This is a genomic window from Sphingopyxis sp. EG6, from assembly GCF_003609815.1.
GTDB lineage: Bacteria > Pseudomonadota > Alphaproteobacteria > Sphingomonadales > Sphingomonadaceae > Sphingopyxis.
In genome coordinates, this window is the sequence record NZ_AP017603.1 from 450,444 (window position 1) to 472,012 (window position 21,569).

A 21,569-nucleotide genomic window follows, 5' to 3' on the forward strand; every position below is an offset into this window, starting at 1 on the left:
GGACGATATGGACGAGACCAGCGACACCCCCGGCCAAGGCCAAGCCAGTGCGCTCCTCCGCGCGCTGCGCCCCGCGATGCCCGCGGCGATCGGCGCCGCCGCGCTGACCTTCCTGTTCGCTGCCGTGATGCCGATGTCGTGGGTCGTTGGGATTGGCTGGAACCTCTATCTCGACCGGCTGTCGGATTATTTCGTGCCGCCGATCGGCAACGCCGGGCGGCTGGTGCTCGCACTCGGCATGGCGGCGATCGCGTCGCTGATCGCGGGGCTGGTCGCGCTGCTGATCGCGCAGCCCGAAGCGGCGGGACTGACCTCGCTGCGCGGCCGCTTCCGCCGCGCGCCCGCGGCGGACGCCGACGAGGATGGCGACGCCTTTTGGACCCGCCGCCGCCGCGTCGATCTCCACCCCGACGATTCGCTGCGTCCCCCGATCCGCGCCGGCCGCGATCTGCCCGCGGGCGGGCTGGGACCGCTGACCGCCGACCGCGATGCCGCCGACCGCAGCGCCGAAGCCGACCTGTGGCTCGGCGAATTTGCCGAACAAAATGCCGACGAGCTGGTGCTCGCCGATCTCGCGCCGACGGAGGACGAGCCCACGGGTGACGAGCCCTGGCTGCAACCCGCCGATATGAAGGCGCCGCCACTGCCCGCGCCCACCGACAATTCGCTCGGCGCCATGGTCGCGCGGCTCGAGGCGGGGCTGGCGCGCCGCCGCGAACCGACCGCGGCCGCCGCGGTCGATGCGCCCGATGAACCGGCACTTGCGGTCGAGCCCGAGGTCGATTTCGCCCTCGAAGCCGCGCTCAGCACCCTGCAACGAATGACCCGCCAGTCGGTGGGTTAGGGACATTGCTCCGCTCCGGTTGAACCGTAGCCCTGAGCCTGTCGAAGGGCGCTTCTCGGAATAGACGCCCCCTTCGACTGCCTTGCAGGCGCTCAGGACAGGCTTCGGCAAGGTCGGGGCAAATCTGGAGAAAATCCGGGCGCGCGCCGCTCCATCGCCCACCCCTCAATCCTCCACCGTCAAGATCTCGATCCGCAACGCGTCCGGCGCGGCCCCGCATTCGACCGCGACATCGGCGACGACATGGCCCGGCAGCGCCCATTCAGTCGCGCTCAACGCCCCCTGCAACGCGGCGCTGACCGCCGCGACTTCACCCGCCGCCAGGTCGCACGGAAACAGGTGACGCGCGCCGACGAAATTTGCGCTCGCCCATGGCCGGAACGTCGACGCACCGATCGTCAGCCCCGGCGGCAGGGCTTCGCCCAACAGGTGGCGCAACCGGCGGTGCGGACAGCCGGGACGGCGCGCCTGCACGGGTGACCAGCGCGTCATGCCTCGGCTCCCTTCGCCACCCGGCGATAGCCCCGCGTCCGCCGGTCGCCCTGCGGCGCGACACGTCCCGCATGGCGCTCGGCACGCCATATGTTCATGAAATGTTCCACGCGGCAGATCAGCTGGCGGCCGGGCTCGCGCCCCTCGCGCAAATCGCTGACCAGCCGCGGATCGCGCACCGCCGCGCGCCCGAACACGGTCGGCGGCATCGCCGATTCCTTCAGAAACGCGTCGATCCGTTGCAACAATGTGCGCTCCATAGCTTCCTCCCTGACCGCGTCGACAACCGGGCGACTCACCCGATAGGATAAATCCTATCTGAACGTCGTTTTCCTACTTGTCTAGGAAAAATCCGCTTGCTAGAGACGAAATAGGAAGGACTAGTCCATGAGCGACCATGTTGCCGATCCGCGCGCTGCGCTGGACCGCCTGTTGACCGACAAGGGCATCGATTACGCGCGCCTGTCGCAGGTGATCGGGCGCAACCCCGCCTATATCCAGCAATATATCAAACGCGGTTCGCCGCGGCGGCTCGCCGAACAGGACCGGGCCCGGATCGCGGCTTATCTGGGGGTATCCGAAGCGTTGCTCGGCGGTCCGGTGCAACGCGTCGCGACCCCGGCGCGGATGCGCGGTCCCGGCATGATCCTCGTCCCCAAATTGGCGATCGGCGCCTCCGCGGGCGCGGGCGCCAGCGTCGAGGGCGAAGCGATCGAGGGCGAGGTCGCGTTCGATCCCAAATGGCTGCGCGACCTCGGCGCCGACCCCCGCGCGCTCAGCATAATCCGGGTCGAGGGCGATTCGATGGCGCCGACGCTGAACGACGGCGACGACATATTGGTCGATGGCGGCGATGCGGCGGCGCGGCTGCGCGACGGCATCTATGTGCTGCGCATGGACGATGTATTGATGGTCAAACGCGTCGCGCGCGCCCCGGGGCCGGGCCGCATTTCGGTGATCAGCGACAACCCGCATTACCGCAGCTGGGACGACCTGCCGATGACATCGCTGCAACTGGTCGGCCGCGTTGTGTGGACGGGGCGGCGGGTGCGGTAGCTTGATCCTCCCTGTGGCGAAGCCATGGGGGAGTCGCAGACGGCGCGCAGCGCCAGCGGGACCGTTCACGAAGCGAATGGTGGAGGGGCGGCGACGGTAGCGCCAAAGCCCCTCCGTCAGCGCTTCGCGCTGCCACCTCCCCATCGCTGCGCGACAGGGAGGATCAAACGGGGGTCGCCGCGCTACCGAGGCTCCGCCATCACCGCTTCGATTTCATGGTCTAGTACTTCAGCGCGCTCACACTGCTCGGCCTTGCCGTCGCGGCATTTCTCCGCCGCCTTGTCGCGCTCGCGCGCCAGCTTGCCCAGTTGTTCCTCGCGCTTGCGCATCTCGCGGCCGCGGTTGCGGTCGGCCTCGTCCTGGCTGGTCGTCGTCCAGTCGGCGACCTGCCCGACCGCTTTGACCGGCGCGGTCACCACGGTTTTTACGGCGCTGACACAGCCGGTGAGCAGCGGCAGCGCCGCAACGACGATGATGATGGCACGCATGGTCTTCTCCTCGCCCCGCTACTCGGTCGCTCGCCGCCTCATCGCATAGCGGGCGTGATCTGAACAGGATATTGCGATGGATCGCCGCCATCGTGCGGCCCTGTGTCACACCATTGAAACAAATGGTTAAAGTCGTGTTTACCAACGCCCCTTAGGTCGAGCCGTGAAGCGATAGCCGCAGCGCGAAGAGAAACCACGCCCGTCATGGACACCATTTTGTCACCCTCATCGGGCCACGCCGCCGCGGTCGCCGTCGATGCCCATATGTCCGACGTGATCGACCTGTTTCGCGCCGATTCCGAACTGCGCGCCGTTGCGGTTCTCGACGCCAACGCGCGCCCGGTCGGGGTCATCCGCGAACAGCGGGTGCGCGAACTGCTGTTTTGCCCTTTCTGGTTCTCGCTGATGCAGAACCCGACGATCGGCGGCTCGATCGCGTCGATGATCGATCCTTGCCCGGTCGCCGATATTGCGAAACCGACCACCGACCTGCTCCGCATCGCGGCATCGGGGCGCGGCAAGGGCGAGTTGATCCTCGTCGACCGCGGGCGCTTTGTCGAAACGCTCGACAGCGGCCAGCTCGCGCGGCTGGCAATGCTGCGCGACGTCGAGCTGGCGCAGGAGCGGTTGGACCGCGCGACGTGCGTCGACGAAGCCGGGCAGGCGTTTCAACAGGATATTGCGGCGCTGACTACGGCGCTGGCGGATATGGCGCGCGAGGTTGAAACCGTTGCGGACGGCCTCTCCGATCGCGCGCGGCGTACCGGACACGACGCAGTGACCGTTGCGGGCGCGACGGCGCAGACCTTGGCGGGGCTCGATGAACTCGGCCATCGTGGCCATGCGCTGGCGGCGACGATGGCAAAGATCGTCGATGACGGTTCGCGCGCCCGCGCCATTCGCGGCGAGGCGCATCGCAAGGTCCAGCAGGCGGGCGAACGCGCCGCGGCGCTCAAGGCGGCCAGCCAGTCGATCGAACAGATGCTGGCGCTGATCATCGACATGGCGAGCCGTACCAACATGCTCGCGCTCAACGCCGGGATCGAGGCCGCGCACGCGGGAGAAGCCGGGCGCGGCTTTGCCGTGGTCGCCGCCGAAGTGAAAACGCTCGCCGGCCAGACCCGCTCGGCGGCGGGCGACATCGCCCAATATGTCGACCGGATCCGCGATATCGTCGGCCAGGTCGCCGCGGGCTTTGCCGAGGTAGAACGGGCGATCGACGCCAACAACGGCTTCTCCGACGCGATCGACCGCGCCGTCGACGGCCAGAGCGCGACGACGCTGATGATTGCGAGCTATGTCGAACAGGCGGTGTCGGCGGGCCGCGAGATCGACCATCGCGTCCAGCAAATCGGCCATGGCGCGAGTGCGGTCGGCGACGGCGCGCAGGCGCTGGGCCAATTGTCGGCCGGCCTCACCGCGGCGGCCCGATCGCTCGACCAACGCGCGCGCCATTTTGTCGAAACCGTCGCCGCCGCCTGAAATTCGGCGCCCCCGCAAAGACTTGCTCGCCCGCCCAGCCCTGATAGGATGGTGCGGCGCCGGGGGCGTCGATGGCCGCCGGTGGGGAGGAGGGTCACATGACGAATATGCAAAAAGGCTTGGCCGAGTTGATCGGCACTTTCTGGCTTGTCTTCGGCGGCTGCGGCAGCGCAGTACTGGCGGCGGCCTTCCCCGATGTCGGCATCGGCCTGCTCGGCGTATCGCTGGCGTTCGGTCTGACGGTCGTCACCATGGCCTATGCGATCGGCCATATCTCGGGCTGCCATCTCAACCCTGCGGTCACCGTCGGCCTGTGGGCGGGCGGGCGCTTCGACGCGCGCGACATCCCGCTCTATGTCGGGGCGCAGGTGGTCGGCGCGGTCATCGCGGCGTTCCTGCTGTTCTACATCGCCAGCGGCAGTCCGGCCTATGACCTTGCGACCAACGGGCTCGCCGCCAATGGCTTCGACACGGGTTCGCCGGGCGGCTACGATATCTGGTCGGCCTTCCTGATCGAAATTGTGCTGACCGCCTTCTTCCTGTGGATCATCATGGGATCGACCGATGGCCGCGCGCCCGCCGGCTTCGCGCCGCTCGCCATCGGGCTGGCGCTGACGCTGATCCACCTGATCTCGATCCCGGTCACCAACACCTCGGTCAATCCGGCGCGCAGCACCGGCCCGGCGCTGGTCGTTGGCGGGCTGGCGATCCAGCAACTCTGGCTGTTCTGGATCGCGCCCTTGATCGGCGGCGCCGTGGGCGGCCTGCTCTACAAGACGCTGGGCGCCGACACCTTCGCGAAACCGAATATCGAGGGCGAATAAGCATTGATCCGGCGGGGGCGGGGCGCCTCCGCCGGCCTTACTTCAACAGGTCAATCGCAAAGGCGCGCACTTCGTCGGCCATGTCGGGGCGTTCCAGCGCGACCGCCAGATTGGCCTGGATATAGCCCGCCTTCGACCCGCAGTCGTACCGCGCGCCGTCGAAGGTCACCGCGTGGAACGGCTGGCTGCCGATCATCGATGCCATCGCGTCGGTCAGCTGGATCTCCCCGCCCGCGCCCTTTTCCTGCCCCTCGAGCACCCGCATCACTTCGGGTTGGAGGATATAGCGGCCAGAGATGATCAGGTTCGACGGCGCATCCGCGACCTTGGGCTTTTCGACAAGACCTCTGACCTCGGTCAGCGCCCCATCGCGCGCGCCGGGGGCGATCACGCCATAGGAGGAGACCTGCTCGCGCGGCACTTCGAGCACCGAGATCAGATTGCCACCAACCTTGTGATAGGCATCGACCATCTGCTTCATGCAGCCGGGCGAGCCGTGCATGAACTCGTCGGGCAGGAAGATGGCAAAGGGCTCGTCGCCGACGATGTCGCGCGCGCACCAGATGGCGTGGCCCAGCCCCATCGGCTCCTGCTGGCGGACATAGGCGCAGGCGCCGGGGCCCAGCCGCGTCGCCTCGAGCACCGACAAATCCTTGCCGCGTTCGGACATCGTCTTTTCCAGCTCGAACGCGATGTCGAAATGATCTTCGATCGCACTCTTGCCGCGCCCAGTGACAAAGATCATCTGCTCGATCCCCGCCTCGCGCGCCTCGTCGACCGCATATTGGATCAGCGGCCGATCGACGACCGGCAGCATCTCCTTCGGGATCGCCTTGGTCGCGGGCAGAAAGCGCGTGCCGAGACCGGCGACGGGAAAAACGGCTTTGCGGATCGGTTTCATGGGCGGGGGCTTAGCGGCGATAGCGGCACAAGAAAAGGCGGGCCGGTCACGGTCCGCCCGATTATTGCGGGGTCACGATCACCACCACCCGGCGATTGTCCTGGCGACCCTCGTCGGTATCGTTGCTCGACATCGGCACGGCTTCGCCGCGTCCGATGATCTGGTCGGGCGAAAGCTGCATCCCCGCCGCCTGCATCGGTGCCGCGACCGCGACCGCGCGCGCTTGCGACAGCGTCAGATTATAGGCCGCGGTTCCGACTGAATCGGTATGCCCCTCGACGCGCGCCGTTGTAATGCCCACCCCGACCAGACGCGAGGCGATGCGGGCGATCTGCGCCTGCTGCTCGGCCGAGATCGCGCTCTCGTTGGTCTCGAACAAGAGCCGTTCGGGCATGCTGAGCGACCAGTCGAAGCCCTGGTCGACAAAGCCTTCGGCCTTCAACACGGCGACCTGCTCGGGTGTAAAGCCGGTCGGGGTCGGTACGCTCTGGCATGCGGCCAGCAGCGCGGCGCAGACGATGAGAAGCGCGCTTCGGATCGATTGGGGGATAGTCTGGGTCACGGCGATACTCCGATGGTCATACACGGGAACGGTTGCGCAATTTGTCGGCATACATGGCGGCATCGGCGGTGGTGAGCAGCGCGGTCGCGTCGCGCCCGCCGTCGGGGTAAACGGCGACGCCGACGCTGACCGACACATGGTAGCTCTCGCCGCCGGGCAGCGTGACGGGCTGGGCGACGCAGGCCCGAATGCTGTTGGCGAGGTCGGCGGGGACGGTGTCGGCGTCGAGCGGGTCGACGATGACGATGAACTCGTCGCCGCCGATGCGCGCCGCGAAATCGCCCTTGCGCAGCGTATCCTTGATGCATGCCGACAGCGCGACCAGCACCGCGTCGCCCGCGGCATGGCCAAAGCTGTCGTTCGCCGCCTTGAAATTGTCGGCGTCGATGAACAGCAACGCAAAGCGGTCGCCGCGCGCATCGGCCGATGCGATGCGCTGCGCCAGCTGTTCGTCAAAGGCGTGGCGGTTCGGCATGGCGGTCAGCGTGTCGTGCGAGGCGCGGTGGGCGAGCATGGCGTGCTCGTTTTCCATATGCCCCTGCCAGCCCTGAAGTTCGTCGAGCAAATTGTTGATATCGCCGCCCAGCCGGTCGAGTTCGGCAATGCCCAGCGGTTTGACGCGCTTGTCGAACCGGCGGTGCAGCCGGACATCGTGCGCGACCGTCGCAATTTCGTTGAGTGGCTTGACCAGCTCATATTCGAACCGCCGCGCCAGAAAGATTGTCCCCAAGGCGGTAATCAGCAAACAGCCGAGACCGGCAAGCAGCCCGATGCGGACATAGTCGATCAAGGTGGAGCTATCGCCCCAGACCTCGATCGTTCCGATCGCCGATCCGTTGCGCTCGATGGGCACCGCAAAGGGGCGCGGGAAAAACATCCGGGTCAGCAGCGGCGCCGGGTCGGCCATCGGCGACGACCATTGGGTGAGCGGCTCGCCGCGATCGTTCAGCACGCGCAGCCGGGCGATTCCGGGTATGCGGGTCAGCGGCTCGAGCCCTTCGCGCGCCGCCTGCGGGTCGTTGAACACCAGCGCGGGTTCAACACCATAGGCACCAAGCTGCGCCGCCAGTTCCATGTTGCGATCGGCATAGCCGCGCAGCGCCGACACCCCGGCAAGCAGGATGGTCAGCCCCGACAGCGCGACCGCGAACAGGGTGATGCCGAAATGGAAGCGCGACAACAGCTTTTGCAGCGTCGTGCGGGCGCCGATCCGTTCGGGGGTCTGGCCCGTCATGGCGGGCCTCCGGCGCTGCGTCCGATGCTCAGCACCCGCGGGTCGATGCGCAGCGGCCCGCGCCCGATCGCGTCAAGATTGACCGAAAAGCTGAGGCTCGCCGTGCGATTGCTCAGGCAGAACATCGCGCCATAAATGCACGCGGCATCGTCGTCGGTGATGGTCAGGATCGGGCGGCCCCGGACCCAGGCGATCAATTGCCGTCGATCGGCGATCGCCATGCGGCCCAGGAACAAGATGTCGCAATCCGTCCGGCCCGCCACGGTCCCGGCGCTCAACCGGCGTACCGTGACCGACCCGGTGCCAGGCACGTCGGGCGCCATGCGATTGGTCAGCCGCGGGGTTCCGATCACGCACATCACGCGCGGAGTGTCCGCCGTTCCGTCAGGCCAGCGCGCATAGCTGACGATGCCGCCGACCATGCGGTTGACCGCCCGGCTCATGCCGCGGTCGCTGTCCTCGACAATCGTCTGGCTTGCGGCCTGAACCGACATCTGTGGCGTCGTCAGCGACGCGCCAATCAGAAACAGCGATGCCAACACCTTGCAGCGACCCCCAACTGCGCTCGACTCCAGTCTGCCCCAGCGCGGGGGCGTCCGCTAGTCAAAAGGATTGGAAAGTCAATGAAAAGTGACGTCATGCGGCCATTTGGCAACAGTCGGTTGGCAGGGTGTCCGCCCGTTATTCAGACCTGAGCCGGTCGGCAAACCCCTTGCGCAATTTCGCGAGCTTGGGAGGAATGACCGCCATGCAATAGGGATTGCGCTGGCCTTCGCCGTCCCAATAGGACTGATGATAATCCTCGGCCGGATACCAGTCGGCGGCAGGCTCGATGGTGGTAACGATTGGTGAGGGCCAATCGGCTGCGGCGCGTTCGATGCCCGCGCGCGCCGCGTCGCCCTGCGCGGCGTCGAGCGGGAACAATGCGCTGCGATACTGCGTGCCGACATCATTGCCCTGGCGGTTCAGCGTCGTCGGATCATGCGTCGCGAAATGGACGTCGAGCAGATCGTCATAGCTAATGACCGCGGGGTCAAAGGTGATGCGGATCGCCTCGGCATGGCCCGTATCGCCGCCGCACACCTGCTTGTAGGTCGGGTTCGCGACATGCCCGCCGATATAGCCGCTTTCGACCGTCTCGACCCCGGCGAGCGACTGGAACACGGCTTCAGTACACCAAAAGCAGCCTCCGGCAAAAATGGCGGTCTCATGCGTCATCGGATCGGTCCTTGGTCGGGGGAGGGAGAGTTGCCCAGATAGGGAGCGGCGGCGGCTATTCCAAGGGCGGCGGTGCGTCGATCAACGGCGGGCGCAGCGGCTGGCCTGCCGCCCGCGCCGCGGCGATCAGCGCGGCCTCGGCCTCAAGCGACGCGACGCGGTCGCGCCAAGGCGGATGCGTGCCCGCCTGGATCAGCGGGCGCCCCTTGCGCTGGCCGAAGCGCGTCCAGAACCGCGCTGCCGCTGCCGGATCATATCCGGCCCCGGCGAGCAGCCACACCGACAGCCGGTCGGCCTCGATCTCGGTCTGCTTGAACAGCCGGGCGCTGCGGCCAAACTGTTTGCCGAGCCCGCGATCGACCCCGGCGGCGTCGAGTCGGGCGCGGTGGCGGAGGATGTTATGCGCCAGCTCGTGCGCGATCGCCGCGGCGAGCTCGTCATCATCGGCGGCAAATTGCGCCAGCCCCTGGTTGACCAGCACCATCCGGCCGTTGGCGACGGCGCCCGCCTTTTCGCTCGCCTCAACGCGGAAATCGCTGACACATCCCGCAACGGGGGTCAGCGTCAGCGGCCCCGCATTTCCCGCGTCGAGTGCGAGCGGTGCGGTGGGCGGCAGCGCCGCGAGCCATGTTTCGATCGCGGTGATCCGCGCAAAGGGATGCGCGTCGGCGCCATCGGGGACCGCGCTGCCCTGTATCCCGGTGACCGCCGCGCCGACGCGCAGGCCCACGGCGGCCGCAGGCGACGAGGGCGCGATCGCCGCGACAAAGGGCGCGTCGCGTTCGGCTGCGTCATAGACCGCAAGCGCCTCGGCCCGCCGATCCGCATCATAGAGCCGCGGATCGCCCCAGATCCAACCGAACTGCGGCTGCTGCACCGGGCACCAGGCGGCATTGGCAGTAGTCAGCCGAAAACCGATCGCCGCGACGCGCGCCTCGTTCGCGGCCAGCGCCGCATAGGGCGACGGATCGGCGGGCGCTGCGGCACCCGCGGGCACGGCGGCGAGCAGCGACAGGGCGACGACAAGGGCGGAGGCACGATGCGGCATCGGCCCCGCTTATCAACGCGCGCCTGTCGCGGCCATGAATTTCCCCGTCCACGCCGCTGCCCACCTCTTGCCTATCGCCCGACAAGCGCCGATAGGGCGGGGCGATGACGAACGCCGCCTCCCTGTCTTCGCCCGCCGCTCGCCAACCCCGCCCCGCCGCGCTCGCGCGCTGGCTGTGGGCGGTCGCGTTGCTGGTGGTTATCGTGGTCGGTGTCGGCGGAATTACGCGCCTCACCGAATCGGGGCTGTCGATCACCGAATGGCGGCCGGTATCGGGCGTGCTGCCGCCGCTGAACGAGGCCGATTGGGTCAAGGAATTCGAGAAATACAAGCAGATCCCGGAATATAAGGAAATCAACCGCGGCATGTCGCTGGCCGGGTTCAAGGCGATCTTTTTCTGGGAATGGCTGCACCGCATTCTGGGCCGCGTCGTCGGCATGGCGATGATCCTGCCGCTGGCCTGGTACGCATGGCGCCGCGCGATCCCGGCGGGTTATGCCGGGCGCCTGCTTGCGCTGACATCGCTCGTCGGGCTGCAGGGCGCGCTCGGCTGGTGGATGGTCGCATCGGGGCTCGAATATCGTACCGACGTCAGCCATTTCCGGCTCGCCGCGCATTTGCTGACCGCATTGTTGTTGCTCGCAGGCCTCGTCTGGACGGCGCGCGATCTCGATGCGTTGGCACGCGATCCGTCGGCACGGCCCGCGCGGCTGACCGGCGGCGGCATCGCGGTGATCGCGATCCTGTTCGTCCAGCTGCTGCTCGGCGCATGGGTCGCCGGACTGAACGCCGGCTTCGTCGCCAACACCTGGCCGCTGATGAACGACCATCTCGTGCCGGAGGGGATCGATTGGGCGGGCGGAGCTTGGCTCGCGCTCACCAATGATCCGTTTCTGATCCATTTCCTGCATCGCTGGTGGTCATGGATCGCGGCGCTGGCCCTGCTGCTGCTTGCACGCAATCTGGCGCAGCGCGGCGCGGGGCGCGAGGCGCGGCTGCTGGTCGCGGTCGTCGCGGTGCAGATGCTGCTCGGCATCTGGACCGTCATATCGGGGGTGTCGATGTGGGTTGCGGTCGCGCATCAGGTGGTCGGGGCGATCCTCGTCGCCATCGCCGCCGCCGCCTTGCACCGGCAGGGCCGCGCGGCGGCATGAGCTTGCTCGCCGGCCTGGGCAGCGCGCTGCTGCTGGTCGCTCAGCCCGTGCCCCCGCCGGCCGGTGTGTCGGTCGCGGCCGCCCCGGCGTTCCAATTTGCCCCGCCCGTCGATCGCCCGATGACCTATCGCGTGACCACGCGTCGCATCGGGCGCGACGGCTCGTTGATCAGTTTTTCGCTGGTCTATGCTTTGCAATGGCAACGAATGGGGCGCGGCTATCAGTTGCGATCGGTGCTGCAACGCATCGATTCCGATGCGCCGCCCGCGGTCACGCGCGCGCTGACCTTGATGCTTCAGCCGCTGGTCGGTGAAGAACTGGCCTATCTGGTAGCGCCTGACGGCAGCCGCGTCGAACTGGTCGATCCCGACGGCCTGTGGGACCGCGCGACCGCGCGGGTCGAGGCTGCGGCAGCCGAGGGTGACCGCGCCGAGGCCAGGCGGCTGGCGCAGTTGATCGCGGCACTTCCCGCGGCCGAACGCGACCGGCTGGCGACCGCCGACGCGCGCGCTCTTGTTGCGGCGGCCAATGATGCGATCACCACCGCCGCAACGACCGAGGGTGCAAGCATCTCGACGCGGCATGGCGGAACGCTGCGGACGATCGCGACCGCCGACACCGCCGTCGTCGGCGGCACGGGTGGGGCGCCGTTGCACATCGACCAGTTGTGGACCGTCGATACCGCCACGGGATTGGTGATGGAGGAACGTCGCCAGAGCTGGATCGTCGAACCGGACGGCGCGGCACGGACGCTGGTCGAGGAACGGGTGAGGGCGGTCGAGCCTGCCTCGTGAATCGCAAGGTATCATGATACCTGTCAGCAAAGCCGCTCCCTGCTTGACTTTTTAGCTGCATACAGCCATTGGCCCGCTCCGAAGCGCCGCTGCGTCCGCCCTGGACACGCGGCGCAACTGTTTCGGGGCGCTGTTGCTCCGGTCCATATCTGTCAAGGAGCGTGCCATGAAGGCGCTGACCAAGACGACCGTTTCGGCGAATGCCGCCACGGTCGAAAAGAAATGGGTGCTGATCGACGCCGAAGGTCTCGTCGTGGGCCGCGTTGCCTCGATCATCGCCAACATCCTGCGCGGCAAGCACAAGCCGTCGTTCACCCCGCACGTCGATTGCGGTGACAATGTCATCGTCATCAACGCCGAAAAGGTGGCGTTCACCGGCAACAAGCTGCAGGACAAGCGGTACTACAAGCACACCGGCTATGCCGGCGGCATCAAGGAAACCAGCCCCGCGAAGATCCTCGAAGGCCGTTTCCCCGAGCGCGTGCTCGAAAAGGCCGTCGAACGTATGATCCCGCGCGGCCCGCTCGGCCGCCAGCAGATGCGCAACCTGCGTATCTTCGCCGGCAGCGAACATCCGCATGACGGGCAGAACCCCGAAGTGATCGACGTTGCGTCGATGAACCGCAAGAACAAGGTGGGTGCATAATGGCTGACGAACAGACCATGACCGATCTCAAGGATCTCGCCGGCGCCGTCGAAGGCACCGCGACCCCGGCCGCTCCGGCCGCTCCGCTTCGTGAAAAGATCGTCGACAAGCAGGGCCGCGCTTATGCGACCGGCCGCCGCAAGGACGCCGTCGCCCGCGTGTGGCTGAAGCCCGGCACGGGCAAGATCACGATCAACGGCCGCGATCAGGAAGTGTATTTCGCACGTCCGACGCTGCGCCTCGTCATCAACCAGCCGTTCGGCCTGACCGATCGCGTTGGCAGCTATGACATTGTCGCGACCGTCAAGGGCGGCGGCCTTTCGGGCCAGGCGGGCGCCGTGCTGCACGGCATCGCGCAGGCGCTGACCCGTTTCGAACCGGCGCTGCGCAGCCCGGTCAAGGCGGCCGGCTTCCTGACCCGCGACAGCCGCGCGGTCGAGCGTAAGAAGTATGGCAAGGCGAAGGCCCGCCGCAGCTTCCAGTTCTCGAAGCGCTAAGTTTCCTCCGCCGACGGGTGGAGAAAGGAAGGGCGGTCCGGCAACGGGCCGCCCTTTCTCGTTCGGGCGGCAACGCGATGAACAGAGTTAAGCGACGGTAAATAGGCCATTGTCTATTGGCCGCGCGCAGCTAAGCTACCCCTATGCGCCGACTCTCTGACCCGGAGGAGGTGTACACTTATACTTTGGGGGTAGTTTATGAATTTTTGTTTTGATTCGCGGCGCATGCGCCGCGGAGCGTTGCTCACGTCGGTCTGCGTCGCGGGCCTGTTGCAGGCGGCACCTGCGCTCGCCGAGGCTGATGCGAGCGTCGCGCCGACTGGCGGCGAAGGCCATATCACGGTCACGATACCCGAACCGCAGGCCAATCTGGTCCCGGTAACCCCTGGGCCGACGATCCAACAGATCACCCCCGAACCCGAAATCCTGATCGCCAATCCCGGGACCCCGACGACGGCGCGTGACCCGGTGAACATCACCGGCGTCGGCCAGATGATCATCGACAATGGCGGCGGCTTTGTCGGCCTGTGCACCGGCACGCTGATCAATCCGCGCACCGTGCTGCTGGCGGCGCATTGCGTGAACACCCGCGCCGCGACGGCTTATGGTGCGAATTCGGGCGGCACCGCGATCGGCTTCGGCTTTGAAACCAACACGCGCGCGAACGCCGCGGGGCAGACCGACGAACTGGTGCGCTGGCTGCTCGGCGGCGCCGGTGGTGCCGGCAAATATCAGACCAATACCGCGCAGGCGTTCTACAATTCGAACTGGCTGGCCTATAACCCGCTGTCGCTCGAACCCGCGGCGCGCAGCTTCCTTTACGGTGACGTCGCGGTCGCTTCGCTCGATACCCCGGCGGCGAATATCCCGACATGGGCGCTGCTGTTCTCGCCGCTTACCAACACCGGCACCATCGGTGCTTCGGGGACCGGCTATGACGTCGGTATCGTCGGTTATGGCAACAATGGCACCGGCACCAGCGGCGCCTCGGGCGGCGACTTCCGCCGCCGTGCGGCCGAAAATATCCTCGGCGCACTGACCGACTTGCAGACCTTCGAAGGCTTTCTGTTCGGCGGCGCGCCGAACGGTCTGACCCAGAATCTCTATTTCCTCGACTTCGATGATCCGCGGCGCGGGATGACCGGTGCCAGCCCCTTCGATTTCAACGCGTTCCGCGACAACGCGCGCACCAATCCGAACGGTGCCTCGCTGGAAGGTATCACGTCGCAGGGCGATTCGGGTGGCCCGCTGATCCTGCAGAACGCCTTTGCACGCCAGGTCGTCATCGGGGTTCTGTCGGGCGGCTATACCCGCTTCTTCACCGGACAGCCGGCCAATGGTTATGGCACGGTGTCCTTTTACCAGCCGCTCTATCTCTAATTGGGACTGGATCGCGGCGAACAATCCCTATCACTATGTGTCGGCGAAGGCGGGTAACGGGTCGTGGACCGACCCCAATCATTGGGTATCGACGATCGACCCGTCGTACATGATCGAATCGGGCGGGCAGCTCATCAACGACATCCCGGCGCTGACCGGCGAACAGAAGACCGGCACCAGCGGCGATTTCGGCCAAATCTGTTTCCAGAGCGGCGGGGTCAGCGATTGCCTCGACACCCGCACCGGGGTTGAGGTCGTCGAAAACCGGCCGATCGGTACCTCGGGCGACAACGCCGGTTCGGCCTCGATCGCCGACATTACGGGCGGCGCGACCGCCTCGCGCGACGCGTTGATGCCCGGTGCGCAGCCGGAGGCACAGGCAGCGGCGACCCCGCTACCCGCCGCGACGCTCGCCAATGGTCTGCCCGGCGCCACCAACTTTGTTCCGAACAATGTCGAACCGGTCCGCACCACGGGGACGCCGCCGCGCTATTTCGATGTGACGCTCAGCGCGACCGGGCTCACGACGCTGTCGGGCGCGAACATCACGATCGACCGGCTGACGATCGGCACCGCGGGCGCGGCGTTGCAGATCGACTCGGGCGCATCGCTGTCGTCGCTGATCAACGTCAACCAGCTCGCGGGGATGGTGACGGTCAACGGGACGCTGAGCTCGGTCGGTGACTATAGCCTGTTCGGTGGCGGCCTGATGGGGTCGGGCCGGATCAACGCGCCCTTCCTGACCAGCGTCCTCGGCCAGATCGCACCGGGCACTCCGACGACGATCGGCACGTTGACCGTGGGCGGCAATCTGGTGCTGTCCTCGGGCAGCAACCTGTTCATCAACTTCGGCCCCAACGGCACGTCGGACGTGCTCGCGGTCGTCGCGAACGGCACGTCGGCCGGATCGGCGACGCTGGGCGGCGCGGTGAGCTTCTCGCCGGTGGCGGGGACGCAGGTCACGGCAGGCAATCGCTACACCTTCCTGACCGCCGCGGGCGGGGTGACCGGCACCTTCAGTTCGGCCAATGCGCTGTCGGCGATCCTGACCCCGCGTCTGACCTATGGTCCGAACAGCGTGTCGGTCGAAATCCAGGCCGGTCTCTACCGCGACGTCGTCGCCGCCACCGCTGTGCAGGGCGCCTATGCTCAGCTGCTCGACCAGTCGCGCGGCACCGCCGGGCTTGCCAGCGTCTATGGTCCGCTCGACCTCCAGAACGCCGCGACGATCCGCGCGACACTCGAAAGCTGGGCACCGCGCACCGAAACGCTGCGCGGTTCGCTCGCGACGGTGGCGGTCGACAATATGTCGCGCTTCACTCGCGATCGCCTGCTCCAGCTCGACGACGGCGACATGGGCGGTACCCTGTCGATGATCGGCCGTCCGGTGCAACTCGCGCAGCTCAACATGACCGCGGTCGGCGCCGACACGATGGCGGTGCGGTCGGACAGCGATGCGGTGACGGTGCAGCAGGGCCGCTTGCCCGACGACACCAGCGCCTTCCTGGCTGGCGGCTATCTCGACGGCGACAGCCGCCCGATGGCGAGCGCGCTGCCGGGCGGGGGCCGCGACCAGTTCGACGGCTTCTACCTGGCGGGCGGCATCGAAAAGGCGCTTGATGAAGGTAGCGTGATCGGCTTCGCACTCAGCTACACCGACGTCGACGGCACCACCCCGATTGCGGGCCAAAAGGCCAGCGGTAGCCTGTACCAGGGTACGCTTTACGGCAAGGCGATGCTGGGCGGCGGGCTCGAACTCGCGACGCAGGTTAGCGCCGGTGCGTTCGATTCGCGTACGACGCGGGTCGCCGATCTGGTTGGCACGCCCTATACGCTGACTGGCGAAGACAGCGCGCTGGTCTTCACCGGCGAAGTCAGCCTGGCCAAGAATTTTGACCTGGGTTCGGTCGAATTCGGGCCGCGGGCTGCGCTGCGGGCGAGCCATATCGGCTTTTCCGACATCAAGGAAAATGGCGGCGGGCCCGCGCTACAGCTCGACCGGTCGAGCTTCAACAGCCTGCAGGCACGGCTCGGCCTCGCGCTGTCGGGCAAGCGCGGCAGCAGCTTCCAGCCGCACCTCAGCGCCGACTATGTCCATGAATTCGAAGACGCCCCGGCATCGTTCGGTGCGACCTTCGTCGGTGGCCCCGGACCGAATGCGATCTTCGGCCTCGCCGGGACCGACAAGGACTGGTTCGAAGTCGGCGGCGGGGTCACGTTCAAGACGGGCAATGTCGACCTGTCGATCGGCGCCGACACGACGATCGGACGCAAGGACGTGTCGAACCAGAGCTATCGCGGTTCGGTGACCTTCCACTTCTGATCGAACCCTGACCAAAAGGGGGAAGGGCGGTCCGGAAACGGGCCGCCCTTTTTCGTCAGGGCGCCGGGTCACGGCGTTGACATCGCGCGACGGACATGGCGATGTGTAGCTTCCTCCTATCGAAAGCCCCTCATGACCCATGCAACGCTGATCCGGTGGCATATGCTGACCGCGGCATTTCTGTTTCCCGCCATTCTGCTCTTTCTGGCGACGGGTGCGCTGTACACCTGGGGGATCAAGGGCGACTATGCGTCGGCCGAATATGATGTGGCGCTCGCCGCGCCCCTGACCAAAGACAAGGATGCGTTGCAGGCCGTGGCCGCCGCCGAACTGAAGCGCCGCCAGATCGACCTGCCGTCCGGCGCCGCATCGGTGAAGTCGATGGGCGATGCCTTTCAGCTGGAGTGGACGGGTACGCGCCGCGACGTGCTGCTTGACCCCACCGACGAAGCCCTGACCGCGAAGCTGACCGTGAAGGATACCAGCTGGCACCGCTGGCTGGTCCAGATGCACAAGGCGAAGGGCGGCATCGCGTTCAAAATCTATGCGGTGGTGCTGGCGCTGGGGTTGCTGTTTCTTGTGGTGTCGGGTCTGTTGATGGCGTGGCGCGTCCGTGCCATGAAGCGCCCCGCAATTCTGGCCTCTGCAGCCGGATTGGCGGCCTTTATCGGCATCGCGCTGATTTCCTGAAGTCGCCGTCTACAGCAGTTCAAGGCTCCCCAGCGCCAGTGCCTGACGCGCCGGGCGTTCGGCCATCACCGCGAACATTTCGTCGCCGCGATCGGTGCGCTCGACGTTCATCGAGGCAAAGACGGCCATGAAATATCCGCTAAGCGCCCCGACCCGGTAATCGTCCCACAGCGCCGCAGGGTCGGGATCGATGCCGTGTCCGCGCAGCGCCGCGATCCAATGGTCAAAGGCAGGGCGGTCGGCGGCGGCGCGCTCGAACGGGTCGGCGATGCTGGTGCCGACCAGATAGGCAAGGTCGGTCGCCCCGCTGCCGCGACCCAGCGTCTGCCAGTCGACCAGCCAGCAGGCATTACCGTCGGGGGCGAACAGGATGTTGTCGATGCGCAGGTCGCCATGGACGAGCGTTCGCGCCGCGGGTTCGCGCGACAAATAGGAGTCTAGTTTCGCCACGATGCCCGCACCGACGTCGAGGATTTCCGGCGCGAGGCGAGCCGCATAACGCTCGCGAAATCCCAGATAGAGCTGCGGAAACAGCGCGCGGACCAGATCGCCATTATCGCGCGCGAGCCAGGGCATTTGCGCCAGCTGCGGATCGTCCCACAGATGGGCATGAAGGCTGGCCGCCGCCGAAATGCACGGCACGAGCCCGGCAAGCCCCAGCCCAGCCAGCTGGTCGCCCTGCCGCGCCGGGGCGAGGTCGGACAGGATCAGGATGAAATCGACTTCTTCATCGGCGATGGCATGGTGGTGGCAATACGGCGCGGGGACGCCGCTTGCCGCGGCCAGCTCGCGGTACCAGCTGACTTCCTTGACATAGGTGCCGGTGAGCTTGGCGATATTGCGGCTCGCCGCGTCGTGGCTGGGGCATTTGGCGATGACGGTTGGGGGCGCGTCGGTGTCGCCCTGCCAGTCGAGCGTCAGGCGATAGCTGTCGCACATCTGCCCGGTGCCGACCTTGGCCGCGGCAAATGCCTTGAGTTTACCCGGCTGCCCCAGCACGACCCCGAGCCATTCGGCAGTCATCGCCTCGGGCGAGGTCGGAAAGCTCATGCAGCGGGGTCCATCAACCCGGTCAGGCCGGTGGGCGCGTGCGGGCCGACGAACAATTGTTCGAGCACGCCGACGCCATGATGCGCCGCGTCGCCATCGACGAGTTCGGCGCGAACCAGCGCCTGGACGTGCATCGCCAGCGGATTGCCCCATGCGCGTTCGGCTGCGGACAGGCTGTCGTGCGCCACTTCGAGGTCGCCATGGTCGAAGCCATGACCCCAAATAGGATGGGTGTACCCAAGCCCGCTCATCGCGAACAAAGGGCCGTCGGGGGTGAGCGTTAGGCGCGTGCTGCGGTCGAAATCGGCGGTCAACTTGGTCAGTCGCCGCGTACCCCGCTGCCATTCGGCGGCGAAGGCCGGATCGGCGAAATGGCGCTCCCCGCCGTTTCCGCCCACCAGCACTGCGCGGCGGTTCCATGGTGCACCTTCGCCATCGTCATTGCTGTGGAAGAAGAGCGAGCGGTCGGCGAAATTGCACGGCGTCCACAGCCAGAAGAATTGGTGGAAATTGCCCTGCGGCGGCGGTTGCGGTTCGGCGGCGCCGACCGGGCGGATGCCCCAGCTGCGGTCGCGGGTTCCGGCCCAATCCGCGCCGACCTCGATCCGCTGTCCATCGACCGCCAGCCACCCCGACCAATGGCCGTTCTGGGTCATGCGGGTATAGTCCATGAACAGGCGGGTGCCGTTGCGGCGGGTGAAGCGCGGTTCCAGAATCGGGAAATGGCGCGCGGTGAAATGCAGCTCGCCCGCGAGCGGGCCGTCGTTCGCGGCCACGGTCAGCGTCAGCCGCTCCAGCGGTGCGTCGATGGTGATCGCGATCGGCCCGACCGCCAGGTCAAGCCGCTCGCCACCCGAGCGACGGCTGGCCCGCAGATTATGCTGCACCCCGCCGATCAGCACACAGAACGCCGCATCGACGATGCCGAGCTGCGGATAAAATCCCATCGCGGCGGAAAAAAAGACCGAGCCGTCGGGGGCGTAGCCGTTGAAGAAGTAGCGGTCGTAAAAATTGCGGTCGGTACCCGCGAATGCGATCGGCTCGGCGCTCTGGTGCAGCGGGAAATCGTCGCCCTTGGTCAGCATCGCTTTTCCTCATCCCGTTTTTTCTTGCAACCTAACGCGATGCGGCGCGGCGTCAATGCACCGGTGGATCGACCGGGGGTACGGCGTGGATCGGCGCCACCGGCTCGCCGGGTTCGCGCGGGGGGAGGGCGTCGGGCGGGATGGCGTCGATGAGCATGTCGGGGGTCGGCACCGCGGCGCTGTTGCGGACCCGAACCGCGACTTCGCCATCCCGGATGCGGAGCTCGTTGAAGCTGGGCGGGGTCGACCGGATACGTTGCGACAGGGTCCCCGCGCCGATCATGCGGATTGGTCCCGCGGCGGTCGGGGTAACCAGATCGAATGCGTCATGGACATGGCCGGTCAGCACCGCCGCGACGCCGCGCGCTGCGAGTGCTTCGAGCGCGCGCGCGCCGCCGCGGGTGAGCGCGCGGCCTTTCGTCCCGGCTTCGACGAGGGGATGATGCGCGGTGACCAGCGCGATGGTGCCGCCCGGCAGTGCGTCGATCGCCGCCAGCGTCTTGGCGAGCGCATCGCGCGTCACCCAGCCTTTCGACCAGTCGAGCCGCCACTGCGCGCGCGCGGTGGTTTTGAGCGGCACGACGGCGACCCTAGCGAGGTTCAGCTCGCGCTCGACCAGTCGCTCGATCCGCCGGATCCGGCGATAGGGCCAGAAGAAGCGCGCGAGCGGATTGAAATAGGGCAGGTCATGGTTGCCGACCTCAACCGTCACCGGCACATCAAGCGCCTCGATCCAGTCGCATGCGGCGGCAAATTCATGGCTCCGCGCGCGCATCGTGAGGTCGCCGGTGATCAGCACCGCATCGGGCTGTTCGCGGCGCACGCATTCGCGGAACCAGTCGAGCGCGGCGCGGTCCTCCAGCCCGAAATGCAGGTCGCTGATATGGAACAGTCGCGTCATGCCGTGGCGATGAAATCGACCGCGCTGGTGCCAAGGCGGAAGATTGCGGGGGATGCTACCTCATTCAGCTCGCCGTCAAACTCCAGACTGATCGGCTTGTCGCTTTCCAGCACGATCGTATCGCAGGTTGCGATCGGTTCGCTCGGCCCCTCGCGAAAGTCGCCGCCCAGCCATGCGAGGCCGTGGCGCAGCACGTCGCCGGTGCCATCGGTCAATATGCCATCGGCGCGGATCCCCGCGGTGGTCGGGGTCAGGATGACGGCGGGATAGGCCTTGCCATCGGCGCCGATCCGCACGCCCGGCGCATTCATCATCTCGTCGAGTGCGTCGGGCGCCGCGCGGCTCGCCTCGATCAACCCGTCCTGCCGCATCGTCTCCCGCACCTCGGCCCAGCGCGTCGCGGGTCCGGCGACGATGGTGATGAACGCGGTGCCGCCGTCGGATTCGATGGTAGGGATCGGGCAGCGCCGCAATTTGCCGTCGAGGGCGTCGGCGACGATCTCGGTCGCTGGCCGGTCACCGTGCAGCGCCTTCGACAGCAAGTTGAGCGTCCCGCCGGGGAGCGGCACGATCGTGCCGCCCCAACCCGCGGCCCGGGTTGCCGCGGCGTTGATCGTGCCGTCGCCGGTCCACACGATGAGCAGGTCGATGCGTTGCAGCTGCAACTCGGTGGCGTCCGGAATCTCGTCTTCGGGCAACGCAAAGGTCGCCACCAGCGGCGCGCCATGCGTGCGGCACAGTTCGGCGATCTGGTCGCGGACAGCCTCGTCATGGCTGCCGCTTTGGGTGTTGCAGATCAGGGCGGGGCGAGTGAAGGGACTGGTCATCGCGCTGTCCTACGCATGAGGACGAAAAAGGTGGCCACTGAATTTCGTCCTCCCGGCGCCTCCCTGATCACAG

The 21,569-nt window shown here is 67.0% G+C and carries 24 protein-coding genes; 11 read left to right on the forward strand and 13 right to left on the reverse strand.

Annotated features, from left to right (window positions below; translation table 11 throughout):
- The first annotated feature begins 7 nt into the window (after positions 1-7).
- Positions 8-844, forward strand: a complete 837-nt coding sequence (locus tag SPYCW_RS02225) for a hypothetical protein (protein ID WP_120215403.1) — start codon at positions 8-10, stop codon at positions 842-844.
- Between the two features lie 165 nt (positions 845-1,009).
- Here SPYCW_RS02225 and SPYCW_RS02230 read toward each other — a convergent pair whose 3' ends face one another.
- Together SPYCW_RS02230 and SPYCW_RS02235 are read right to left on the reverse strand one after the other, a co-directional pair.
- Positions 1,010-1,336: a hypothetical protein gene (locus SPYCW_RS02230; RefSeq protein WP_232014794.1), complete on the reverse strand. Its 327-nt coding sequence runs from the start codon at positions 1,334-1,336 to the stop codon at positions 1,010-1,012.
- The gene (locus SPYCW_RS02235) at positions 1,333-1,596 is read right to left on the reverse strand and encodes a hypothetical protein (protein WP_120215404.1); all 264 of its coding nucleotides are present in this window, start codon (positions 1,594-1,596) and stop codon (positions 1,333-1,335) included. Before SPYCW_RS02235 ends, SPYCW_RS02230 begins: the two co-directional genes overlap by 4 nt.
- 127 nt (positions 1,597-1,723) lie before the next feature.
- On the opposite strand from SPYCW_RS02235, the gene SPYCW_RS02240 reads away from it, so the two are divergent.
- Positions 1,724-2,392, forward strand: coding sequence for a S24 family peptidase (locus tag SPYCW_RS02240; RefSeq protein ID WP_120215405.1), 669 nt, complete (start codon positions 1,724-1,726; stop codon positions 2,390-2,392).
- Between the two features lie 182 nt (positions 2,393-2,574).
- Here the strand turns inward: SPYCW_RS02240 and SPYCW_RS02245 are convergent, their stop codons facing one another.
- A complete protein-coding gene (locus SPYCW_RS02245) occupies positions 2,575-2,880 on the reverse strand; it encodes a hypothetical protein (RefSeq protein WP_120215406.1) in 306 nt (101 codons plus the stop codon).
- Positions 2,881-3,084: 204 nt separating this feature from the next.
- Between SPYCW_RS02245 and SPYCW_RS02250 the strand changes: the two genes are divergently transcribed.
- Together SPYCW_RS02250 and aqpZ are read left to right on the forward strand one after the other, a co-directional pair.
- On the forward strand, positions 3,085-4,362 hold the full coding sequence (locus SPYCW_RS02250; RefSeq protein WP_232014795.1) for a methyl-accepting chemotaxis protein: 1,278 nt from the start codon (positions 3,085-3,087) through the stop codon (positions 4,360-4,362).
- 98 nt (positions 4,363-4,460) lie between these two features.
- A complete protein-coding gene (gene aqpZ, locus SPYCW_RS02255; protein WP_120215407.1) occupies positions 4,461-5,186 on the forward strand; it encodes an aquaporin Z in 726 nt (241 codons plus the stop codon).
- Positions 5,187-5,223: 37 nt separating this feature from the next.
- Here the strand turns inward: aqpZ and galU are convergent, their stop codons facing one another.
- The 6 genes from galU to SPYCW_RS02285 all read right to left on the reverse strand — a co-directional run bounded on the left by galU (position 5,224) and on the right by SPYCW_RS02285 (position 10,149).
- Complete coding sequence (gene galU, locus SPYCW_RS02260) at positions 5,224-6,087, reverse strand: UTP--glucose-1-phosphate uridylyltransferase GalU (protein WP_120215408.1); 864 nt, start codon at positions 6,085-6,087, stop codon at positions 5,224-5,226.
- 61 nt (positions 6,088-6,148) lie between these two features.
- The gene (locus SPYCW_RS02265) at positions 6,149-6,649 is read right to left on the reverse strand and encodes an OmpA family protein (RefSeq protein WP_232014796.1); all 501 of its coding nucleotides are present in this window, start codon (positions 6,647-6,649) and stop codon (positions 6,149-6,151) included.
- A 16-nt stretch (positions 6,650-6,665) separates the two neighbouring features.
- On the reverse strand, positions 6,666-7,883 hold the full coding sequence (locus SPYCW_RS02270) for a sensor domain-containing diguanylate cyclase (protein ID WP_120215410.1): 1,218 nt from the start codon (positions 7,881-7,883) through the stop codon (positions 6,666-6,668).
- Positions 7,880-8,425 (reverse strand): YfiR family protein, encoded by a 546-nt coding sequence (locus SPYCW_RS02275; protein ID WP_120215411.1) that lies wholly within the window; start codon positions 8,423-8,425, stop codon positions 7,880-7,882. Before SPYCW_RS02275 ends, SPYCW_RS02270 begins: the two co-directional genes overlap by 4 nt.
- 139 nt (positions 8,426-8,564) lie before the next feature.
- Positions 8,565-9,101, reverse strand: a complete 537-nt coding sequence (gene msrA / locus SPYCW_RS02280) for a peptide-methionine (S)-S-oxide reductase MsrA (protein ID WP_120215412.1) — start codon at positions 9,099-9,101, stop codon at positions 8,565-8,567.
- Between the two features lie 55 nt (positions 9,102-9,156).
- Complete coding sequence (locus SPYCW_RS02285) at positions 9,157-10,149, reverse strand: M48 family metallopeptidase (protein ID WP_120215413.1); 993 nt, start codon at positions 10,147-10,149, stop codon at positions 9,157-9,159.
- A gap of 104 nt (positions 10,150-10,253) precedes the next feature.
- On the opposite strand from SPYCW_RS02285, the gene SPYCW_RS02290 reads away from it, so the two are divergent.
- The 7 genes from SPYCW_RS02290 to SPYCW_RS02320 all read left to right on the forward strand — a co-directional run bounded on the left by SPYCW_RS02290 (position 10,254) and on the right by SPYCW_RS02320 (position 17,633).
- Complete coding sequence (locus SPYCW_RS02290) at positions 10,254-11,303, forward strand: COX15/CtaA family protein (protein WP_120215414.1); 1,050 nt, start codon at positions 10,254-10,256, stop codon at positions 11,301-11,303.
- Positions 11,300-12,097 (forward strand): hypothetical protein, encoded by a 798-nt coding sequence (locus SPYCW_RS02295; protein WP_120215415.1) that lies wholly within the window; start codon positions 11,300-11,302, stop codon positions 12,095-12,097. Before SPYCW_RS02290 ends, SPYCW_RS02295 begins: the two co-directional genes overlap by 4 nt.
- A 166-nt stretch (positions 12,098-12,263) precedes the next feature.
- Positions 12,264-12,743, forward strand: a complete 480-nt coding sequence (gene rplM / locus SPYCW_RS02300) for a 50S ribosomal protein L13 (protein WP_120215416.1) — start codon at positions 12,264-12,266, stop codon at positions 12,741-12,743.
- A complete protein-coding gene (gene rpsI, locus SPYCW_RS02305; protein ID WP_120215417.1) occupies positions 12,743-13,240 on the forward strand; it encodes a 30S ribosomal protein S9 in 498 nt (165 codons plus the stop codon). The genes rplM and rpsI overlap by 1 nt, the downstream gene beginning before the upstream one ends.
- Before the next feature lie 198 nt (positions 13,241-13,438).
- Positions 13,439-14,620 carry a hypothetical protein gene (locus SPYCW_RS02310; RefSeq protein ID WP_120215418.1) on the forward strand — a complete coding sequence of 394 codons (1,182 nt, stop codon included), beginning with the start codon at positions 13,439-13,441 and terminating at the stop codon, positions 14,618-14,620.
- Complete coding sequence (locus tag SPYCW_RS02315; RefSeq protein ID WP_172595403.1) at positions 14,583-16,943, forward strand: autotransporter domain-containing protein; 2,361 nt, start codon at positions 14,583-14,585, stop codon at positions 16,941-16,943. The genes SPYCW_RS02310 and SPYCW_RS02315 overlap by 38 nt, the downstream gene beginning before the upstream one ends.
- Before the next feature lie 81 nt (positions 16,944-17,024).
- Positions 17,025-17,633 (forward strand): PepSY domain-containing protein, encoded by a 609-nt coding sequence (locus SPYCW_RS02320; RefSeq protein ID WP_269461344.1) that lies wholly within the window; start codon positions 17,025-17,027, stop codon positions 17,631-17,633.
- Between the two features lie 9 nt (positions 17,634-17,642).
- Here SPYCW_RS02320 and SPYCW_RS02325 read toward each other — a convergent pair whose 3' ends face one another.
- Genes SPYCW_RS02325 through SPYCW_RS02340 form a run of 4 tightly spaced genes read right to left on the reverse strand, consistent with a single transcriptional unit; the run spans position 17,643 to position 21,496 of the window.
- Positions 17,643-18,683, reverse strand: a complete 1,041-nt coding sequence (locus SPYCW_RS02325; protein WP_120215421.1) for a phosphotransferase family protein — start codon at positions 18,681-18,683, stop codon at positions 17,643-17,645.
- Positions 18,680-19,768 carry a hypothetical protein gene (locus SPYCW_RS02330; protein WP_120215422.1) on the reverse strand — a complete coding sequence of 363 codons (1,089 nt, stop codon included), beginning with the start codon at positions 19,766-19,768 and terminating at the stop codon, positions 18,680-18,682. Before SPYCW_RS02330 ends, SPYCW_RS02325 begins: the two co-directional genes overlap by 4 nt.
- Before the next feature lie 52 nt (positions 19,769-19,820).
- Positions 19,821-20,669, reverse strand: a complete 849-nt coding sequence (locus SPYCW_RS02335; RefSeq protein ID WP_120215423.1) for a metallophosphoesterase family protein — start codon at positions 20,667-20,669, stop codon at positions 19,821-19,823.
- On the reverse strand, positions 20,666-21,496 hold the full coding sequence (locus SPYCW_RS02340; protein ID WP_120215424.1) for a diacylglycerol/lipid kinase family protein: 831 nt from the start codon (positions 21,494-21,496) through the stop codon (positions 20,666-20,668). Before SPYCW_RS02340 ends, SPYCW_RS02335 begins: the two co-directional genes overlap by 4 nt.
- Positions 21,497-21,569: the final 73 nt, after the last annotated feature.

Excerpts from the sequence above, each read along its gene's own strand:
- SPYCW_RS02225 (WP_120215403.1), top strand. The coding sequence starts at position 8 with ATGGACGAGACCAGCGACACCCCCGGCCAAGGCCAAGCCAGTGCGCTC.
- SPYCW_RS02230 (WP_232014794.1), bottom strand. The coding sequence starts at position 1,336 with ATGACGCGCTGGTCACCCGTGCAGGCGCGCCGTCCCGGCTGTCCGCAC.
- SPYCW_RS02235 (WP_120215404.1), bottom strand. The coding sequence starts at position 1,596 with ATGGAGCGCACATTGTTGCAACGGATCGACGCGTTTCTGAAGGAATCG.
- SPYCW_RS02240 (WP_120215405.1), top strand. The coding sequence starts at position 1,724 with ATGAGCGACCATGTTGCCGATCCGCGCGCTGCGCTGGACCGCCTGTTG.
- SPYCW_RS02245 (WP_120215406.1), bottom strand. The coding sequence starts at position 2,880 with ATGCGTGCCATCATCATCGTCGTTGCGGCGCTGCCGCTGCTCACCGGC.
- SPYCW_RS02250 (WP_232014795.1), top strand. The coding sequence starts at position 3,085 with ATGGACACCATTTTGTCACCCTCATCGGGCCACGCCGCCGCGGTCGCC.
- aqpZ (WP_120215407.1), top strand. The coding sequence starts at position 4,461 with ATGACGAATATGCAAAAAGGCTTGGCCGAGTTGATCGGCACTTTCTGG.
- galU (WP_120215408.1), bottom strand. The coding sequence starts at position 6,087 with ATGAAACCGATCCGCAAAGCCGTTTTTCCCGTCGCCGGTCTCGGCACG.
- SPYCW_RS02270 (WP_120215410.1), bottom strand. The coding sequence starts at position 7,883 with ATGACGGGCCAGACCCCCGAACGGATCGGCGCCCGCACGACGCTGCAA.
- msrA (WP_120215412.1), bottom strand. The coding sequence starts at position 9,101 with ATGACGCATGAGACCGCCATTTTTGCCGGAGGCTGCTTTTGGTGTACT.
- SPYCW_RS02285 (WP_120215413.1), bottom strand. The coding sequence starts at position 10,149 with ATGCCGCATCGTGCCTCCGCCCTTGTCGTCGCCCTGTCGCTGCTCGCC.
- SPYCW_RS02290 (WP_120215414.1), top strand. The coding sequence starts at position 10,254 with ATGACGAACGCCGCCTCCCTGTCTTCGCCCGCCGCTCGCCAACCCCGC.
- SPYCW_RS02295 (WP_120215415.1), top strand. The coding sequence starts at position 11,300 with ATGAGCTTGCTCGCCGGCCTGGGCAGCGCGCTGCTGCTGGTCGCTCAG.
- rplM (WP_120215416.1), top strand. The coding sequence starts at position 12,264 with ATGAAGGCGCTGACCAAGACGACCGTTTCGGCGAATGCCGCCACGGTC.
- rpsI (WP_120215417.1), top strand. The coding sequence starts at position 12,743 with ATGGCTGACGAACAGACCATGACCGATCTCAAGGATCTCGCCGGCGCC.
- SPYCW_RS02310 (WP_120215418.1), top strand. The coding sequence starts at position 13,439 with ATGAATTTTTGTTTTGATTCGCGGCGCATGCGCCGCGGAGCGTTGCTC.
- SPYCW_RS02315 (WP_172595403.1), top strand. The coding sequence starts at position 14,583 with ATGGCACGGTGTCCTTTTACCAGCCGCTCTATCTCTAATTGGGACTGG.
- SPYCW_RS02325 (WP_120215421.1), bottom strand. The coding sequence starts at position 18,683 with ATGAGCTTTCCGACCTCGCCCGAGGCGATGACTGCCGAATGGCTCGGG.
- SPYCW_RS02330 (WP_120215422.1), bottom strand. The coding sequence starts at position 19,768 with ATGCTGACCAAGGGCGACGATTTCCCGCTGCACCAGAGCGCCGAGCCG.
- SPYCW_RS02335 (WP_120215423.1), bottom strand. The coding sequence starts at position 20,669 with ATGACGCGACTGTTCCATATCAGCGACCTGCATTTCGGGCTGGAGGAC.
- SPYCW_RS02340 (WP_120215424.1), bottom strand. The coding sequence starts at position 21,496 with ATGACCAGTCCCTTCACTCGCCCCGCCCTGATCTGCAACACCCAAAGC.